At 30.0% G+C, this 15,136-nt stretch carries 17 protein-coding genes; 3 read left to right on the forward strand and 14 right to left on the reverse strand.

Annotated elements, in window-relative coordinates; genetic code table 11:
• Together menA and IFB02_RS13265 are read right to left on the reverse strand one after the other, a co-directional pair.
• Positions 1–906: a 1,4-dihydroxy-2-naphthoate octaprenyltransferase gene (menA, locus tag IFB02_RS13260; protein ID WP_106688850.1), complete on the reverse strand. Its 906-nt coding sequence runs from the start codon at positions 904–906 to the stop codon at positions 1–3.
• 1 nt (position 907) lies between these two features.
• On the reverse strand, positions 908–1,747 hold the full coding sequence (locus IFB02_RS13265; RefSeq protein ID WP_106688851.1) for a 1,4-dihydroxy-2-naphthoyl-CoA synthase: 840 nt from the start codon (positions 1,745–1,747) through the stop codon (positions 908–910).
• A gap of 341 nt (positions 1,748–2,088) precedes the next feature.
• Between IFB02_RS13265 and IFB02_RS13270 the strand changes: the two genes are divergently transcribed.
• The 3 genes from IFB02_RS13270 to IFB02_RS13280 all read left to right on the forward strand — a co-directional run bounded on the left by IFB02_RS13270 (position 2,089) and on the right by IFB02_RS13280 (position 3,504).
• The gene (locus tag IFB02_RS13270) at positions 2,089–2,484 is read left to right on the forward strand and encodes a hypothetical protein (protein ID WP_191072861.1); all 396 of its coding nucleotides are present in this window, start codon (positions 2,089–2,091) and stop codon (positions 2,482–2,484) included.
• Positions 2,485–2,622: 138 nt separating this feature from the next.
• On the forward strand, positions 2,623–3,051 hold the full coding sequence (locus IFB02_RS13275; RefSeq protein ID WP_106688853.1) for a hypothetical protein: 429 nt from the start codon (positions 2,623–2,625) through the stop codon (positions 3,049–3,051).
• Between the two features lie 21 nt (positions 3,052–3,072).
• Positions 3,073–3,504: an STAS/SEC14 domain-containing protein gene (locus IFB02_RS13280; protein WP_106688854.1), complete on the forward strand. Its 432-nt coding sequence runs from the start codon at positions 3,073–3,075 to the stop codon at positions 3,502–3,504.
• Here IFB02_RS13280 and IFB02_RS13285 read toward each other — a convergent pair.
• The 12 genes from IFB02_RS13285 to IFB02_RS13340 form a co-directional block, all read right to left on the reverse strand.
• Positions 3,491–4,327 carry a CvfB family protein gene (locus IFB02_RS13285; RefSeq protein ID WP_106688855.1) on the reverse strand — a complete coding sequence of 279 codons (837 nt, stop codon included), beginning with the start codon at positions 4,325–4,327 and terminating at the stop codon, positions 3,491–3,493. The two genes, IFB02_RS13280 and IFB02_RS13285, sit on opposite strands and share 14 nt — an antisense overlap.
• Positions 4,328–4,397: 70 nt before the next feature.
• Complete coding sequence (locus tag IFB02_RS13290) at positions 4,398–4,736, reverse strand: DUF2853 family protein (protein ID WP_106688856.1); 339 nt, start codon at positions 4,734–4,736, stop codon at positions 4,398–4,400.
• A 124-nt stretch (positions 4,737–4,860) separates the two neighbouring features.
• Complete coding sequence (gene menD, locus IFB02_RS13295; protein ID WP_191072862.1) at positions 4,861–6,609, reverse strand: 2-succinyl-5-enolpyruvyl-6-hydroxy-3-cyclohexene-1-carboxylic-acid synthase; 1,749 nt, start codon at positions 6,607–6,609, stop codon at positions 4,861–4,863.
• Between the two features lie 62 nt (positions 6,610–6,671).
• Positions 6,672–7,796: a chorismate-binding protein gene (locus IFB02_RS13300; protein WP_191072863.1), complete on the reverse strand. Its 1,125-nt coding sequence runs from the start codon at positions 7,794–7,796 to the stop codon at positions 6,672–6,674.
• Between the two features lie 3 nt (positions 7,797–7,799).
• On the reverse strand, positions 7,800–8,222 hold the full coding sequence (locus tag IFB02_RS13305; protein ID WP_027878851.1) for a PaaI family thioesterase: 423 nt from the start codon (positions 8,220–8,222) through the stop codon (positions 7,800–7,802).
• A gap of 46 nt (positions 8,223–8,268) precedes the next feature.
• Complete coding sequence (locus IFB02_RS13310) at positions 8,269–9,543, reverse strand: hypothetical protein (RefSeq protein ID WP_106688859.1); 1,275 nt, start codon at positions 9,541–9,543, stop codon at positions 8,269–8,271.
• Between the two features lie 82 nt (positions 9,544–9,625).
• Entirely contained in the window at positions 9,626–10,246 is a 621-nt protein-coding gene (locus tag IFB02_RS13315) for a YiiX/YebB-like N1pC/P60 family cysteine hydrolase (protein WP_106688860.1), read from the reverse strand.
• Between the two features lies 1 nt (position 10,247).
• Positions 10,248–11,192, reverse strand: a complete 945-nt coding sequence (locus tag IFB02_RS13320) for an NAD(P)H-dependent flavin oxidoreductase (protein WP_106688861.1) — start codon at positions 11,190–11,192, stop codon at positions 10,248–10,250.
• A 60-nt stretch (positions 11,193–11,252) separates the two neighbouring features.
• Positions 11,253–12,482 carry a class I SAM-dependent rRNA methyltransferase gene (locus tag IFB02_RS13325; protein ID WP_191072864.1) on the reverse strand — a complete coding sequence of 410 codons (1,230 nt, stop codon included), beginning with the start codon at positions 12,480–12,482 and terminating at the stop codon, positions 11,253–11,255.
• A 99-nt stretch (positions 12,483–12,581) separates the two neighbouring features.
• The gene (locus tag IFB02_RS13330) at positions 12,582–13,625 is read right to left on the reverse strand and encodes a hypothetical protein (protein WP_106688863.1); all 1,044 of its coding nucleotides are present in this window, start codon (positions 13,623–13,625) and stop codon (positions 12,582–12,584) included.
• A 27-nt stretch (positions 13,626–13,652) separates the two neighbouring features.
• Positions 13,653–14,423, reverse strand: coding sequence for a hypothetical protein (locus IFB02_RS13335; RefSeq protein ID WP_106688864.1), 771 nt, complete (start codon positions 14,421–14,423; stop codon positions 13,653–13,655).
• A complete protein-coding gene (locus IFB02_RS13340; protein WP_106688865.1) occupies positions 14,410–14,973 on the reverse strand; it encodes an RNA polymerase sigma factor in 564 nt (187 codons plus the stop codon). Before IFB02_RS13340 ends, IFB02_RS13335 begins: the two co-directional genes overlap by 14 nt.
• Positions 14,974–15,136: the final 163 nt, after the last annotated feature.

Raw genomic sequence — 15,136 nt, forward strand, 5'->3', positions numbered from 1 at the left:
TTAAAATAAATATCCAATTCCTAAAAGGATACAAAACAAAACAGTAGATAATGCTACTTTTTTAAGTTCGGGATCATAATCTTTTGGGTTAGTAATAGTTTTTATTCTTTTTAAATGTAAACCTAAAGGAATAAAAGCTATTAAAAACAGTAAATTATAAAAACTACCTGTAAAATATAAAATAGCAAATACTACAGCAATAAACATTGCTAGTAGTATAATTGTATAATGATACCGTTTTGCTTTACTAGCTCCTAACTTAACAGCTAACGTCATTTTATTAGATTTTAAATCTGAATTAATATCACGCATATTATTAAGGTTTAGAACAGCAGTACTTAGTAATCCTACGCTAATTGCTGGTAAAACTACTAGATGATCTATACGTTTTGCGTATAAAACATAACATCCTATAACACTTACAAGCCCAAAAAACAAAAAAACAAAAATATCACCTTGTCCTTTATAACCATAAGCAGATTGGCCAACGGTATATTTTATCGCTGCTCCAACAGCAAGTCCACCAAGAATAAAAAATAGGATAGCTAAGAAGAAATGTTTAGATCCAAAAGCGTAAAAAATTAACCCAACAGTTAATACGATACTTATTAAAATATTAAAACGTATGGCTTTAAACATTTGGTCTTCGGTAATATTACCAGATTGTATGGCACGTTTTGGTCCAATGCGTTCTTCATTATCTGTACCTTTTACGCCATCACCATAATCGTTTGCAAGATTTGATAGAATTTGATAGCTAAGCGTTGTTAATATTGCAAAAACAAAAATTTTTATATCAAAAAACCCATTGTATTCGGCAAAACAAGAAGCTAATATAATTCCAGAAATAGATAATGGCAATGTGCGTAAGCGCATTGCCGAAATCCAATATTTTAAGTTTTTCATTTTAAGGAATCCATTTTTTAGGGAAATTAGGCTTACGTTTTTCTAAAAACGCATCTCTACCTTCTTTAGCCTCGTCTGTCATATAAGCTAAACGTGTGGCTTCACCAGCAAAAACTTGTTGTCCTACCATACCATCGTCTGTTAAGTTCATCGCAAACTTTAACATTTTAATAGATGTTGGCGATTTAGCTAAAATTTCTTGAGCCCATTCGTAAGCAGTATCTTCTAAATCTGCATGAGGTATTACTGCGTTTACCATACCCATTTCGTAAGCCTCTTGAGCCGAGTAATTTCTACCTAAAAAGAAAATCTCGCGAGCCTTTTTCTGTCCTACCATTTTAGCAAGGTAAGCAGATCCATATCCACCATCAAAGCTTGTCACATCGGCATCGGTTTGTTTAAAAATAGCATGTTCTTTACTTGCTAAAGTAAGATCACAAACTACGTGTAAACTGTGTCCGCCACCAACTGCCCAACCAGGAACAACTGCGATTACAGCTTTAGGCATAAACCTAATTAATCGTTGTACTTCTAAAATGTTTAGTCTGTGATAACCATCTTCTCCTACGTAACCTTGATGTCCTCTTGCTTTTTGATCGCCACCAGAACAAAAACTATAAATCCCATCTTTAGATGATGGTCCTTCTGCAGATAGTAAAACTACACCAATAGATGTATCTTCATTTGCATCGTAAAATGCATCATATAGTTCTTTAGTTGTTTGTGGTCTAAACGCATTACGTACGTCTGGTCTATTAAATGCAATACGTGCTACACCATCACATTTTTTATAAGTTATGTCTTGATATTCTTTGGCTGTAACCCAATTAATTTCACTCATTGTTTTATAAATTCTATTTAGAGTATAAAAATAAGTAATAAAACTGTTTTTAAATAATTTTAAAACAATAACTGTATATACAATTACTTTAGATGTAAAGACACGTTTAATTTGAATTTAAAAATTGAAACACATTAATTATAAAGCATTGATTTTCAATATTATAAAATTAAGTGTTTTCTTACATAAAACATTTATAATCGATAAAAAATGTATTTTATCGATTAACCATTCAAAGTTAAGTTACAGAAAATGAAAAGATTGGGACTAAGTATACCTTTGTCTAGTTATTAATCTTTTAGTCAAATATGACATTATTGAATTCCGCATATAGCCAAAAGGTGAAATCTAGCTACCAACTAGGTTTAGGAAATATATTTTTTTTTGAAAATATATTAATTAGCGAAATTAATGAAGGTAAGCACGTTAATTATAACGAAGCATTAGACTATAAAGATTTAATTACAGAGAAATTTGATGGTAAACCATTTATATATATATCAAATAGAGTTAATCAGTTCTCTGTAAATATTATGGATTTTGAAAAGTTTTGCAATACTTTTCCTAATATGAAAGCATTTGTAACAGTCTATTACAACCAGTTTACATATAAAGGATTAGCTTTTGAAAAACAATTTTGTAAAATTCCGTATTTAGATTTTAAAACAATAACAGAAGCTTATAAATTCTCTAAAAAAGAATTGAAAGTTTCTAATAAAAATAAATTCCCTAAGTAGTAATTAGTTATTCTAAAAAAGCTAATCATGTTATGAATAATAACATATTAGCTTTTTTTATTTAAAATTTTAACTATTTAGTTATTAGTATGTTATTTAATTTTTATTAAATTTAATAATCAACTAAATTATCTTCTTATGGAAAACCCAAATCAAAACCAAGTAAGAGAAATTTTTACTACAGAAATTGGTAAATTTTATTTCTTAGATCGTATTGTGATAGGAGAAATCGATCATGGTGCAACATTAACCTACCAAAAAAGTTTAGAGGTTATAGAAAAAGCAAAAAAAATGTATGGAGAAAAAACAAACCTTGCTTACATTTCTAACAGGATTAATCCTTACTCTGTAAGACCAACAGATTGGTTAAAAATTTACAGTTTAAAGAAAAGCAATGTGGTTTCTTTTTCTATTGTAACAAGTAGTCAAAGTAGTTGGGCTAATTTACTTTTAGAACGTTATTTTTGCGATACAAATGTAAATGTTTTTAATACTTTAAGTAAAGCTATTAGTTTTTCTAAAACTATTTTAGACAGTTTAGAGCAACATAAAACTAAAGCTTCTTAAATTAGTTGTTTTTTAATTTTAATGAGAATAGCAGATTCTAACTTAGCAGACCAAATATTAGATGTTCATATTACAGATCAAGGTATTTTTTACTTTTTAGATGGCATTGTTATATCCGAATTAAATGAAGGTATAACATATACTTGGGAAGAAGCAAAAAATGCAATTGATGCCGCAATAGAATTTTACGGTGATGATTACAACTTGTGTTATATATCTAATAGAGTAAATAAATACTCTGTTAAGCCATCTGATTGGTTAAAATTTTATCGTAATAATTTTAGACTAAACGGTTATGCAGTAGTCACTAAAAGCGAAAATAGTTGGTTTAATGCTTTGATGGAAAAGCTATTCTCTAAAGTTGATATTAAAAGGTTTGACAGTTTATACGATGCTATAAATTGGTGCAAAACCCATAATGATTGTTGCAATAAAAAAACTATTGCTTCTTAAGATATATACCGTCTTCTTTAATTAAAATTGTTTTTTGCTTATAAAGTGTTCCTATTGCTTTTTTGAAGCTTTTCTTACTCATTTGCAATATATCTTTAATTACTTCTGGATCAGATTTATCGTTTAGAGCTAAAAACCCTGAATTATCTTCTAATTCTTCTAAGATTTTTTTAGCATTTGGTTCTATATTTCTGTATCCTATTTGACCTAATGCAATATCTAACTTATTTCCTGGACGTATTTTTTTAACAATACCTTTTAGCTTATCACCTACGCTTATATCTTGGAAAATATTATCATTATAGATTAAGCCTAAATGTTTTCCGTTTACAATTACATTCATTCCTATATCACTAGGATGAGAAGCTATTAAATCTACTTCTTCAAACTGTTCTACAGTTAAGGTTGTGTTATCTAAAAATCTATTTGTTTTACTTGAGGCAACTAACCTTTCGGTTTTTTCATCTATGTAACATCTTACTAGATACCAACCTCCTTTTTTCATAGGAAAAGCTTGCTCTTTAAATGGACAAAATAATTCTTTTACTAAACCAAAATCCAGAAAAGCGCCATATTTAGAAACTTCGTTACAACGTAACATTGCAAATTCACCGTTTTTAATAAATGGTGTTGTTGTTGTGGCGATAATTCGTTCTTCATTATCTAAATACACAAACACCTCAATTTGGTCACCAATATTAAATTGTGCAGGCACATAACGGTTAGGTAAAAGCACTTCATTACCTTCATTATCTCCTAAAAATAATCCAGGTTCTGTGTCTCTTAAAATTTCTAAAGTATTGTATTCTCCTAATTGTATCATGCTGCAAATGTAAGCATATAAAAAAAGCGTTACTCTATTGTAACGCTTTTTTTATATATATTTTTATCTACTAGTAAACAGACTCTTTTTTAAAGTGTTTAGTTAATAAGTAATATACTACTGCTCTGTATTTATTTTTATTTGATTTACCGTAAGTTTCCATTACAGAATCTATTGCTTTATCTAAATCTGCACTATCTGCTAATCCTAATTTTTTAATTAAAAAATTATTTTTAACCGTTGCTAATTCTTTATCGTCAGAACTAGAAACCGTAGCAGCATCTTTATTATAAATTGAAGGACCACAACCAATTGTTACTTTTGTTAATAAATCCATATCTGGATTAACACCACATTTGTCCTTTAAATCTGCAGCGTATTTAGTGATTAACTCATCGCGTTTACTCATAATAATAATTTTAAGATTAATGTTTTGTTTAAGCTATTTAAAGGTACAATTTTTTTAAAAAAGTTTAATTCGTATAAAGAATTAATCCAATTAATACGATTAAAAACAATTTTTATCGATTAAGTTATTTTACAAACGGAAAATATTGTAATAATACTTCATCATTAAGCTTTGAAGGCGTAAAAATTTCTAATAGCTTTGGTGCATTATCATCTTTAAAAAAGTCTTGTAACTGTGTTTTTAAGTCTTCTTCTGTTGTTGCTTTAGCATATTTAAAACTATACATTTTACAAAGATGTTCTGCTGTTAAATGGTGTTTAGTTTCAAAATAATAATCAAAATTAGGAGTGTTTTTGTGTCCTGGAAGAATTCTGAAAATTCCGCCACCTTCATTATTAATTACAATAATTCTAAAATTTTTAGGCGTGTAATTATTCCACAAAGCATTACTATCATAAAAGAAAGATAAATCGCCTGTAATAAATAGCGTTGGTTTTGTATGTCCTACTGCAGCACCAATTGCTGTACTTGTGCTTCCATCTATACCACTTGTACCGCGATTACAAAAAACGTCTAAGGTTGGATTTACATCAAATAATTGCAAATATCTTATCGTAGAGCTATTACTAACTTGTAATTGATACTGATTTGGTATCGCGCTTAAAATGCTATCAAACGCCTTTAAATCTGAAAAACTTATCGTATCTAAGTAGATTTTATGCTTGTCTTGTCTAATTTTAAATTGGTTTAACCAAAACGGTTGATAATCGCTTTTAGAAGCTATTGTTAGTGGTAAAAACGAACTTAAAAATGAATTTTCAGATTGTTTAAAAACCTTGTTTAATACAAAAAACGTGTTATTTGCTCCGTTTTTTGCAACATGCCAATGGTGTTTTGGGCTATAATCTCTTAAAAATCGTTTTATTTTTTTAGATACAATTAAACCGCCAAATGTTAAAACAATTTCTGGTTTTAGTAATTCAAATTCTTCTGTATTTAGTGCAGCAATTAATTTATCAATACTAGAAATTATTTTTGGGTGATGAAGATTTGACGTGGTTTCTGTCATTATTAAAACACTATCATCTTCGGCTAATTGATTGATATATTTTTGCTCTATAGAATTTGGGCTTAAAACACCAACAAGAACCAGTTTTCTTTTAGACGAATTCCAAATATTAGCAAAAGACTGATAATCGGTTTCAACTACATTTTCAACATTAGGTTGTATCACTTTTGGAGTAACTGTAAGCGCATCTACTCTTTCATAAAGTGGCTCGTCAAACGGAATATTAATATGTACTGGACCTTCATTTTCTAAAGCAATATTAATGGCTTTATTAATCTCCAACTCATTATAGTCTTGAATACTTTGCTGTAATCCTAAAAAGTTTTCTATCCTATTTTCAATACTTTTCATGATTGGCAAATCCTCTTGTGTATTAGATTTTTTTTCGTCTAAATCTAATTTTAAGTTGGCCGAATATTGAATGTGATTTTTAAATACGTCTTTTTGATTTATAGTTTGTCCATCACCAATACCAACCAAATATTTAGGTCGATCTGCACTTAAAACTACTAAAGGAATATGACTGTAAAACGCTTCTGAAATTGCTGGATAATAATTTAACAAAGCACTACCAGACGTACAAACAACTGCAACTGGTGCTTTTATTTGTTGTGCAATACCAAGAGCAAAAAATGCCGCACAACGCTCGTCTACAATGCTGTAGCATTTAAAATAATCGTCATGCGTAAAACCTATAGTTAACGGCGCATTACGACTACCTGGTGATAAAATAATATGTTGAATCTGTTTAGCTTTACAAAGCTGAACAACGGTCTGTGCTAAAGGAATTTTTGGGTACTTCATTCTACTTACAAAAATACGCAATTTTTAAGTCTAAATGAATTTGATTTTAAAAGAAATCTTGCCTAAAGTAAGCTTTTAGTCGTTAAGCTTTTTGCAACGGTTTCTTCCCATTCTTTTTCTGGATTAGAATCTTTTGTAATTCCGCCACCAACGTAGATTAATGCTTGATTATTTTTTATTTGAAGACAACGTAAATTGACAAATAAATTAGTGACGGTTTTAATGCTTTGATAAGCGTTGTTTTCTACATTTTTACGGTTGGTATTTCTTGATTTTGTTTGCGTAAAATTAAGTTCGCCTAAAAAACCGGTATAAAACTCACGATTATAATTTTCATTTTTTAAAATGAAATCTTTTGCTGGCGCTTTTGGTAATCCGCAAACTGCTGGCGTTGGATGTAACGCTTTTAAAACATTTTTAAAGTTGAAATTAGCTTTATCAATAACTGCCGAAATCTTTGTTTGTAAGTGTAGTAACTGACCAGCTTTAATCGTTTGTCGTTTTGTAGTACTTACTCTATTTACCAATGGTTTAAGGCTATCTACAATAAAATCGGTCACAAATTGTTGCTCTTCAATTTCTTTATTTTGCCAAGTAACATCTGTTGTATTTACATACGGTTGCGTACCTGCTAAGGACATTGTTTGCAAACGGTTACCTTCAATTTTTAATAACGTCTCTGGTGTTGCGCCTAACCACAAACCTACTTTTGGATGGTACCAACAATAGACCATAGCGGTTTTGTAGTTATTTAGCAATCTTTTAAATAGTGAAATAGTTTCTGAACCATTAAATGACGATTGCTCTACTCTGGAAGCGACTACTTTTTTAAAACTTTCGTTTTTAATTGCTTTTACAGCATTTTCAACTAAATTAATATGAAATTGCTTTGCTTCTTCTCTATTAACTAGATTGAAATTGGGCTGAAAATGTTCCGTTTCATCTAAAATTATTTCATCTTTAAATTCAATAATTTCACTTTCATTTAAAGGAAAAATAATGGCGTTTTCAATATCTTCAAAAGGTGAAAACACAAAACCAGAATTAGTAAAATCTTGACAATAATTTACAGCGTCATTCTTCTGTAAAATAGCAGTTATATTTATTTCATTTGGCTTACGATACGCTACGAATGGTAACTGATTTACTAAACGATTTTGTAATTGATTGAAAAACGATTGCTGCATTAATTACTTCTTTTTTGGTAAAGAAATAGTTGATAATTTACAGATAGAAATTAAGTTTTCATCTTGATCCGTAACTCTAATATCCAACAATTGCGTTGTACGACCTTTGTGCAAAAATGTTGCTTTTGCAAACACAAATCCTTCTCTAATACTTTTCACGTGATTTGCAGTAATTTCTAAGCCTCTAACCATTAAATTAGAGTCTGTAAAAATAACCGATGCAAAACTACCTACACTTTCTGCCAACGCTGCTGTTGCGCCACCATGTAACACACCATCTGGTTGATGTACCTTTGAAGTAACCGGCATTCTGGCAACTAAAAAATCTGGTCCAAAATCTACCATTTCTATTTCTAAAGTTTCCATTAATGTATTTTTACTAGCTTTATTGGCTTGTGCTAGCACTTCTTCTTTTGTGTATTGCATTGTTATAATTTTGAGCTGTAAATTTACTAACTATTTTAGAAGAATTTTAATTATTACACTCAAAACACTGTAATAATTTTTCAGGCAAGTTAATGTCTTCCGAGCCTTTTAATGGCTGATTTACTATACCTTTTTTATCAATTTCGGCTTTAAATTGCTTGGCATATTCTATTAAATGGTTACGTCTTGATATTATTTTCGAGATAATTTCTTCTCCATCTATTTCTGCTATTTGTTTTGGCCAAACAGACAACGATTGTTCTAAAACCTCATCGGTTAATAATTGCTGAAGCTGTTTTGCTTGCTCGATAAATAATTTTTCTGAAGTATTTATAAGAAAATATTGATCAAAAGGATAAACTAAACCTGGCATAAAATCTATTTCTGATTTAAATGGTCTTAATTCTGGAACTACATTTTTATCAGAAAGTATGGTTGGTAAAACACCATCTACACAAAAAAATGCGTTATCTCTATCTCCTGCAATTGGTATCGCTTTTAGCACTTCATTTTCTTGTTTTACAATCCAGCCCCATTGTTTAGTATGTCTGTCCCAATCGCCAATTAATAAATCAAAAAGTCGGACGCGAATCAATGCTTTTTTATCTACAGTAAGTTGCTCTTTTTGTTCTAATTTTAACTCTTGTAAATCTTCTGTATCTAAAATTTCAACGACATTATTTTCTTTTGTCCAGTTAGTTTTGCTTTCAGTTTCATATTCTAAAAGAAATAACCGATTTCCGTATTTAAAATTATAATTATCTAGTGTTTTCTGTTTTGGTACAAAAACTAATTTAGGATTTGTGTGATGTACTTTAGCGTGTTCTGCCAATTTTGCCACCAAAATAGCTGCGTAAGGATGTTGTGCCGAAATACCATCTACCACAATATTTTCTAACCCTAAAGTTTTTGCAAATTCCGGAATTAAAACTTCTGGATCTTTATTAACGCTACGCAGCGTTAATTCGATATTATTTTTAGTTTTTAATTTTAAAGAATGGGTTTGTTTTCCGCCACCTTCTTTTTCTATAGAAACGCCACCAAATAATGTATCTAAATACATAACTGGTACTTTTACAGGTGTTGACCAAGCTTTACGATATTGCTCGCCTTGCATTAGTTTTTTAACCTCATCTGCTTGATACAAATCGCTTGCTGCAACTAACACAGAATCTTTAGTTTTAAAATCTACCGAATTGATGTTTTTAATATTGATTAATTCTGACTTTTTAAAAACTTGGTCTGTAGACGAAGTTGACCAATACAGCAAGCCTAACGCTATTATTAGAAGAAATATAAAAAAATATACAATTCGTTTCATTAAGGGTTTTAGTTGGTTTTATACAAGGTACAAAACTTAAAAAACCTTAAAAAATCAATTTTAGAAATTAATATTTTATTAACTAATTTCTAAAGCTTTCTACTAAAGTTAGGTGTTTGTTATTAGCCATTCCGTTAGGATTACAACCTAATTTACCTTCGGGAATTTCGATATTTAATGCTTTATAATGACTAATCCAACCTTCGTGAAATTGATTGGTTTTAGGATCTTTAAAGGTCATTGGTTCTAATTGAAACACTTGATGATCTTTGAAGGCTTCGTAGACTAATTCTGAACAATAATAACCTTCATCTTCAAAAACATAAGTGGTATTGTATGGCTGACCAACCAACGCTTTTGCATTACTAATAGCTTTTGAAGCTTGAGCAGATTCAAGCTGATTTATACGGTAAACATCTGCAAAATACGTTGTAGAATCTTCTGGTTGTAAAAACACTTGTAACGATTGAATTACAACACCTAAATCTGCATCGGAATGTATCACTTTTACCGAATCGTTTTCAATAAAACAAATTCCCATATGTGTATAATTAGTCACTTTTTGGGTTTGCGTGACTTCATTTATAGCTTCAGAAAGTTGACTAGTTGTTATTGGTTCTCTAAAAATAACATCACCAGTTTTTATAGTCTCTTTTTTTGCACAAGAGACTATTAAGACTAGGATTAAGCATAAGTATTTCATCTTAGACAAGATTTGCAATAATGTCTTTTACAGGCAAAATTTCTTTTGTGTGTTCTATACTTGGACCTGCAACCCAAACCGTTTTGTAAGTTGCTTTTTTAGCTGCTTTTTCGGTAGCTTTCATTCCTATTGAAAAACGAATCATTTTTACCCATTTTTTCAATTTTTTATTCTTGTTTAACAGGTTTTCTATCCAAGTGGCTTTAGTACCAATCTTTTTAACGTAAGGTGTATTAATGACTGTACATGGTGTCCCAGAAATACGTTCGGTCATAACTATATCTTTTGCACCATAATCTACGCAAGCTTGCTTATATTCATCTGTGACACCAGCTTCTACTGAGGCTATAAACGGACTTCCAACAGATACGCCAACAGCACCATAACTTAACATTTTATCAATATCTGCCTTACAGCCAACGCCACCAGCAGAAATGACAGGAATATTTAAATTATCTTTTAAAGTTGAAATTAATTCTTCTGGTGAGATATTTCCTCTATGTCCACCAGCTTGGTTATTAACTGCAACAACAGCATCTGCGCCTAAACTTTCTACTTTTTGAGCAAAACGTAAATCGGTAATATCACAAAACACTTTTATACCGACTTTGTGAGCATGTTCTATAGTTTCTTTTGGATTACCTAAAGAGGTTAAAATAAAATCACAACCTTCTTCGCATAAGACATCTAATTGTGCTTTAGCTTTAGGGTTTGATTTGTTTACAATTAAGTTAAAACCAAATGCACCACCTTCAGGCTTGCTAGCTTTAAGTTCTTTAATTGCTGCTCTTAATTCCTCTAAAGTACGATAGTTTAATGCTGGTATACATCCAGCAATACCAGAATTCATTGCTTCTTTAACCATTGCAACGTTAGACACCAAAAACATTGGCGCCATAATAATAGGATGTTTTATATTAAGTAACTCTGTAAGTTTAGTTTGCATATTTATCAGTTTATTTGATCGCATAAATATACAAAAAATATTATGCATGCATAACACTTTTTAGTTTTGAAATCTATAATAACCACATTTAAGGTATTCTCCTTCTGGAAAGGTTACAGGATGATCAATGTCATGTCCTGTTTTTAAAATTAGGTTAAACGATCTATTACTATCTAGCAAAACCTGTTTATTAATATCGAAAAACGCTTGAGGAACAACTCTAGAAGAACATGAGGCTAAAACTAATAGTCCTTTTTTAGCAGTAAGTTGCTCTCCTAATTGGGCTAATTGTGCGTATTTCTTTTTTGCTAAATCAATCTCTGACGCTTGTTTTGCAAAACTTGGCGGATCAATAACAACGACGTCAAACGTTTTCTTGTCTTTAATAAGTTGCTTAAGTGCTTCAAAAGCATCACCTGCAATGGTTTTATGTATTCCTGTATAATCGTTTAATTTTCCGTTTTGAACAGCAACTTCCAGCGCTTGTTTACTTATATCTAAACTGGTTACTTCTTTTGCGCCATTATACAATGCATGTACCGAAAATCCGCCAGCATAACTAAACACATCTATTACGGTTTTGTTTTTACTCCACTCTCCTACTTGTTTTCTATTAGCACGATGATCTAAAAAATAACCTGTTTTGTGACCTTTAATGACGTGAGCTGAAAATTTTACGTCGTGTTCAACAAATTCTACAACTTCATTATGTAATTCGCCATAAACAACATCGCCATCTTTTAATTGGTGATTAGATGAATTTTCTAAACTTCGGCTTAATCTAACAACTACAGTTTCTGCTTTAGAAATTTGTTGTAAACTAGGAATAATGGTTTCTATATAAGGTAGCCAGATTTCAGAATACAATTTAACTACCAAAACTTTGTCATACACATCTGCAATTAACCCAGGGAAACCATCATTTTCACCAAACAATAAGCGATAACTATTAGTATTGGTTTGCAATAACGGTTGCCTTAATGTAAATGCTTTTTCTATTTTATGATGAAAAAAAGCGGAGTTGACTTCAACTTTGTCTTGAGAATTATGAATGATTTTAATACGTATAGGCGAATTAGCATCAAACAAACCTAATGCTATGACTTTGTTTTTGTTTTTACTGAAAATGATAGCTAAATCTCCAGTTTTAGCATCGTCATTTATCTTAACAATACTGTTAGAAAATCCCCAAGGATGACCTTTTACCACAAACTGTTCTCCTTTTGCATTTAATTTTACAGCAAGGCGTTTGGGTTGATAATTTGCTTTTATTTTATTAGAAAAAGTCATTAGCATTGTTTTGTGCAAATGTAGTTTATAAAAACAAAAAAACGCAATTGATAAAAATTGCGTTTTGACTAACATTAATAAAAAACAAAAAATGAACTTTTAATTTAAATCTATTCTTAAACCTAATGCTAAACTATTAAGATTATTAGTATTGTTTTTAAATAAAGATTGTGCATCATACCTTGCATAAATACTAACATCTCTATAACCTATATATGCGCTTGGTCCGTAGACAAAATTATTTTGGTTAAAGTTATCACGTTCAGTAATAGTTACTTTCTTACCGTTGTCATTATATCTTATTTGTTGTTGTGTAAAGTATCTAAAGCCAACATATCCTCCAATACCAAGTCTAAATCCGCGTTGTGATCTTAACACTGTTTGATTGGTATCTTTATCGTATTCTGGTTTAGAAAAATCTAATTCTAAATGTACTGGTAATGTAAAATACCCTGAAGTAAGTTTTGCATCTTTTAAATCTAATCCAGAATCTTGTAATAAGGTTTGTCCATTCTGTTTCACAAAAATGAAATTGTCTTGTTCTGGCTTATACTCTTTAACTAATACAGACATACCAAATTTTAAATTCCAAAGTGTAGATGTTTCTTTTAAACGGTATTTAAATGAAAAACCAACTTCTCCATCACCAATAGGATGATTTTTATAACCATTTTCGCTAGGGAAATTTGCACCTAACGCAGCAACGATTTGAGTTGTAAATCGCTTTTCTATTCTAGCGCCAGTTAATGAATCTTTAATATAGTTTTCATCAGAAAAAGACTTAAATAGTTTGTAACGATTATTGTCTTCAATTAGATCTGGCTCTAAATTTCCGTTAACTTTATTTTTAATTAGCGTTTGCATTAGTTGCTCTTGCTTAGCTACACCTTCGTTAATTTTTTGCGCATGGTAACTAGCAAACTCTTGTTTTTTTGCTTTAGCTTCTTCTTCTGTAATCTTATTTTTTTCTAGTTGTTTGTCTATCTTTTTTATTTTACTTTTTAGTTGAATTTTTTCTGTATTGGTAATAGAATCTATGCGTTTTGCAATGATTTGTGCGTTTTTTTCGAAACTGGTTTCTTGTGCATAATTGATCTGAATAGCGCATAGGAATGCCACTATTAAAATTGAATATTTTAACATAGTTATTGTTTTTAAGAGGTTAATTAATTAATTGTTGTTTCTGTTTACAACAGCTGTTTTAATTGATTTGTAATGTTTTGAAATTTTTTGCAGAGTTCCTTTAGATTCATCAAAAAACAGTTGCTTCTCTGTATTTAAAAGTAATCTATCAGAATTTACATAGTTAGAGTTTGTTGGTTTAAGCTTAAGTGTATCTTCTATAGTTGTATTTTGATTATCATCTAAAGACGCTAGCAATGCATTAGGTGTAATGTATGTGTTTATAGAAGTATTTTGTGTGTCTATTTTAGGTTTAATTGAAAGAGTATCCTCATCAATTTTAACGTATTCTAAATCATTAAGTACAATATTGTTATCTGTTTTTGTCTTTATTGTTTCATTCTGTTTAGTTTCAGTTTTAGAATATGCGATTTGCGAGTGCTTAGAAGACTTTTCTTTGTTTTTGGTTATTGAAGCTTTTTCAGTTTTACTTGTGTTTTCTTTATTCTGATTGTTGTTATTTTTTGGCGTTGATTCTTTATCAATAGTAGGTTTAGGTTGTTGATCTACAATGATAACATCTTGAGAATCTACTTTTGGATTGATACTAGTTGTTTGATTAAAAACATACTGTTTAAATATAAATAACCCTATAATTAAACTAGCTGCAATACTTAATCTAAACCATATTTGTTTACGGTTAGATTGCTTAGATGTATCTATAAGCTCACTTAGTTTTTCTCTTGCTTGAATAGAAGGAACAACTTCTTTATCCTTTAGATGTTGTTTAATTAATTGATCTATATTATTCGGTTCCATTATTGCTTGTATTAAATTTTTCTAACTGACTTTGAAGCAGTTTTCTTGCATGCGATAACTGAGATTTAGATGTCCCTAAACTTATGTTTAACATTTCTGCTATTTCTTGGTGTTTATATCCTTCTATAGCATATAAATTAAAAACTGTTTTACATCCTATTGGTAAATTATCTATTGCTAATTGTATTCTATCTTTATTTGTAAAATCTTGTTGTTCATGATGTAAAAAGTGATTGTCTTCAATCTCTACAACGTTAAATTTGTTTTTCTGTATTCTTAAATAAGAAATACATTCTCTAACCATAATTTGTCTTATCCATGCTTCAAAACTACCATAAGGTTGATATGATTCTATATTTAAAAACACTTTATGAAACGCTGTTATCATAACATCTTCTGCAAAATGTAAATCCTTTATATATTGCCTACAAACCGCAAGCATCTTTGCAGAATACTTGTCGTATATAGATAATTGCGCCTTCTTATTAGCTTTTTTAGCTAATCGAATAAGCAAAGTATCGGTTTGATTAATAGGTCTTATTTTTGTCATTAGTTTTGCTCTCTATCTATATAAACGCTTTACATTTAAAAAAGGTTGGATAGGATTTAAAAAAATAAATTTAAAACAAAAAAACACAACCATTAAGGTTGTGTTTTTATTAGATAAATTCCTGAATTCTCAGTAAGTAAAATTTTTTTCCATTAAAAAAAGG

The organism is Mesoflavibacter profundi, assembly GCF_014764305.1.
GTDB classification, from domain to species: domain Bacteria; phylum Bacteroidota; class Bacteroidia; order Flavobacteriales; family Flavobacteriaceae; genus Mesoflavibacter; species Mesoflavibacter profundi.

What these genes read in the sequence shown, in the direction of transcription:
- menA (WP_106688850.1), bottom strand. Translation starts at nt 906, where the DNA reads ATGAAAAACTTAAAATATTGGATTTCGGCAATGCGCTTACGCACATTG.
- IFB02_RS13265 (WP_106688851.1), bottom strand. Translation starts at nt 1,747, where the DNA reads ATGAGTGAAATTAATTGGGTTACAGCCAAAGAATATCAAGACATAACT.
- IFB02_RS13275 (WP_106688853.1), top strand. Translation starts at nt 2,623, where the DNA reads ATGGAAAACCCAAATCAAAACCAAGTAAGAGAAATTTTTACTACAGAA.
- IFB02_RS13280 (WP_106688854.1), top strand. Translation starts at nt 3,073, where the DNA reads ATGAGAATAGCAGATTCTAACTTAGCAGACCAAATATTAGATGTTCAT.
- IFB02_RS13285 (WP_106688855.1), bottom strand. Translation starts at nt 4,327, where the DNA reads ATGATACAATTAGGAGAATACAATACTTTAGAAATTTTAAGAGACACA.
- IFB02_RS13290 (WP_106688856.1), bottom strand. Translation starts at nt 4,736, where the DNA reads ATGAGTAAACGCGATGAGTTAATCACTAAATACGCTGCAGATTTAAAG.
- menD (WP_191072862.1), bottom strand. Translation starts at nt 6,609, where the DNA reads ATGAAGTACCCAAAAATTCCTTTAGCACAGACCGTTGTTCAGCTTTGT.
- IFB02_RS13300 (WP_191072863.1), bottom strand. Translation starts at nt 7,796, where the DNA reads ATGCAGCAATCGTTTTTCAATCAATTACAAAATCGTTTAGTAAATCAG.
- IFB02_RS13305 (WP_027878851.1), bottom strand. Translation starts at nt 8,222, where the DNA reads ATGCAATACACAAAAGAAGAAGTGCTAGCACAAGCCAATAAAGCTAGT.
- IFB02_RS13310 (WP_106688859.1), bottom strand. Translation starts at nt 9,543, where the DNA reads ATGAAACGAATTGTATATTTTTTTATATTTCTTCTAATAATAGCGTTA.
- IFB02_RS13315 (WP_106688860.1), bottom strand. Translation starts at nt 10,246, where the DNA reads ATGAAATACTTATGCTTAATCCTAGTCTTAATAGTCTCTTGTGCAAAA.
- IFB02_RS13320 (WP_106688861.1), bottom strand. Translation starts at nt 11,192, where the DNA reads ATGCAAACTAAACTTACAGAGTTACTTAATATAAAACATCCTATTATT.
- IFB02_RS13325 (WP_191072864.1), bottom strand. Translation starts at nt 12,482, where the DNA reads ATGACTTTTTCTAATAAAATAAAAGCAAATTATCAACCCAAACGCCTT.
- IFB02_RS13330 (WP_106688863.1), bottom strand. Translation starts at nt 13,625, where the DNA reads ATGTTAAAATATTCAATTTTAATAGTGGCATTCCTATGCGCTATTCAG.
- IFB02_RS13335 (WP_106688864.1), bottom strand. Translation starts at nt 14,423, where the DNA reads ATGGAACCGAATAATATAGATCAATTAATTAAACAACATCTAAAGGAT.
- IFB02_RS13340 (WP_106688865.1), bottom strand. Translation starts at nt 14,973, where the DNA reads ATGACAAAAATAAGACCTATTAATCAAACCGATACTTTGCTTATTCGA.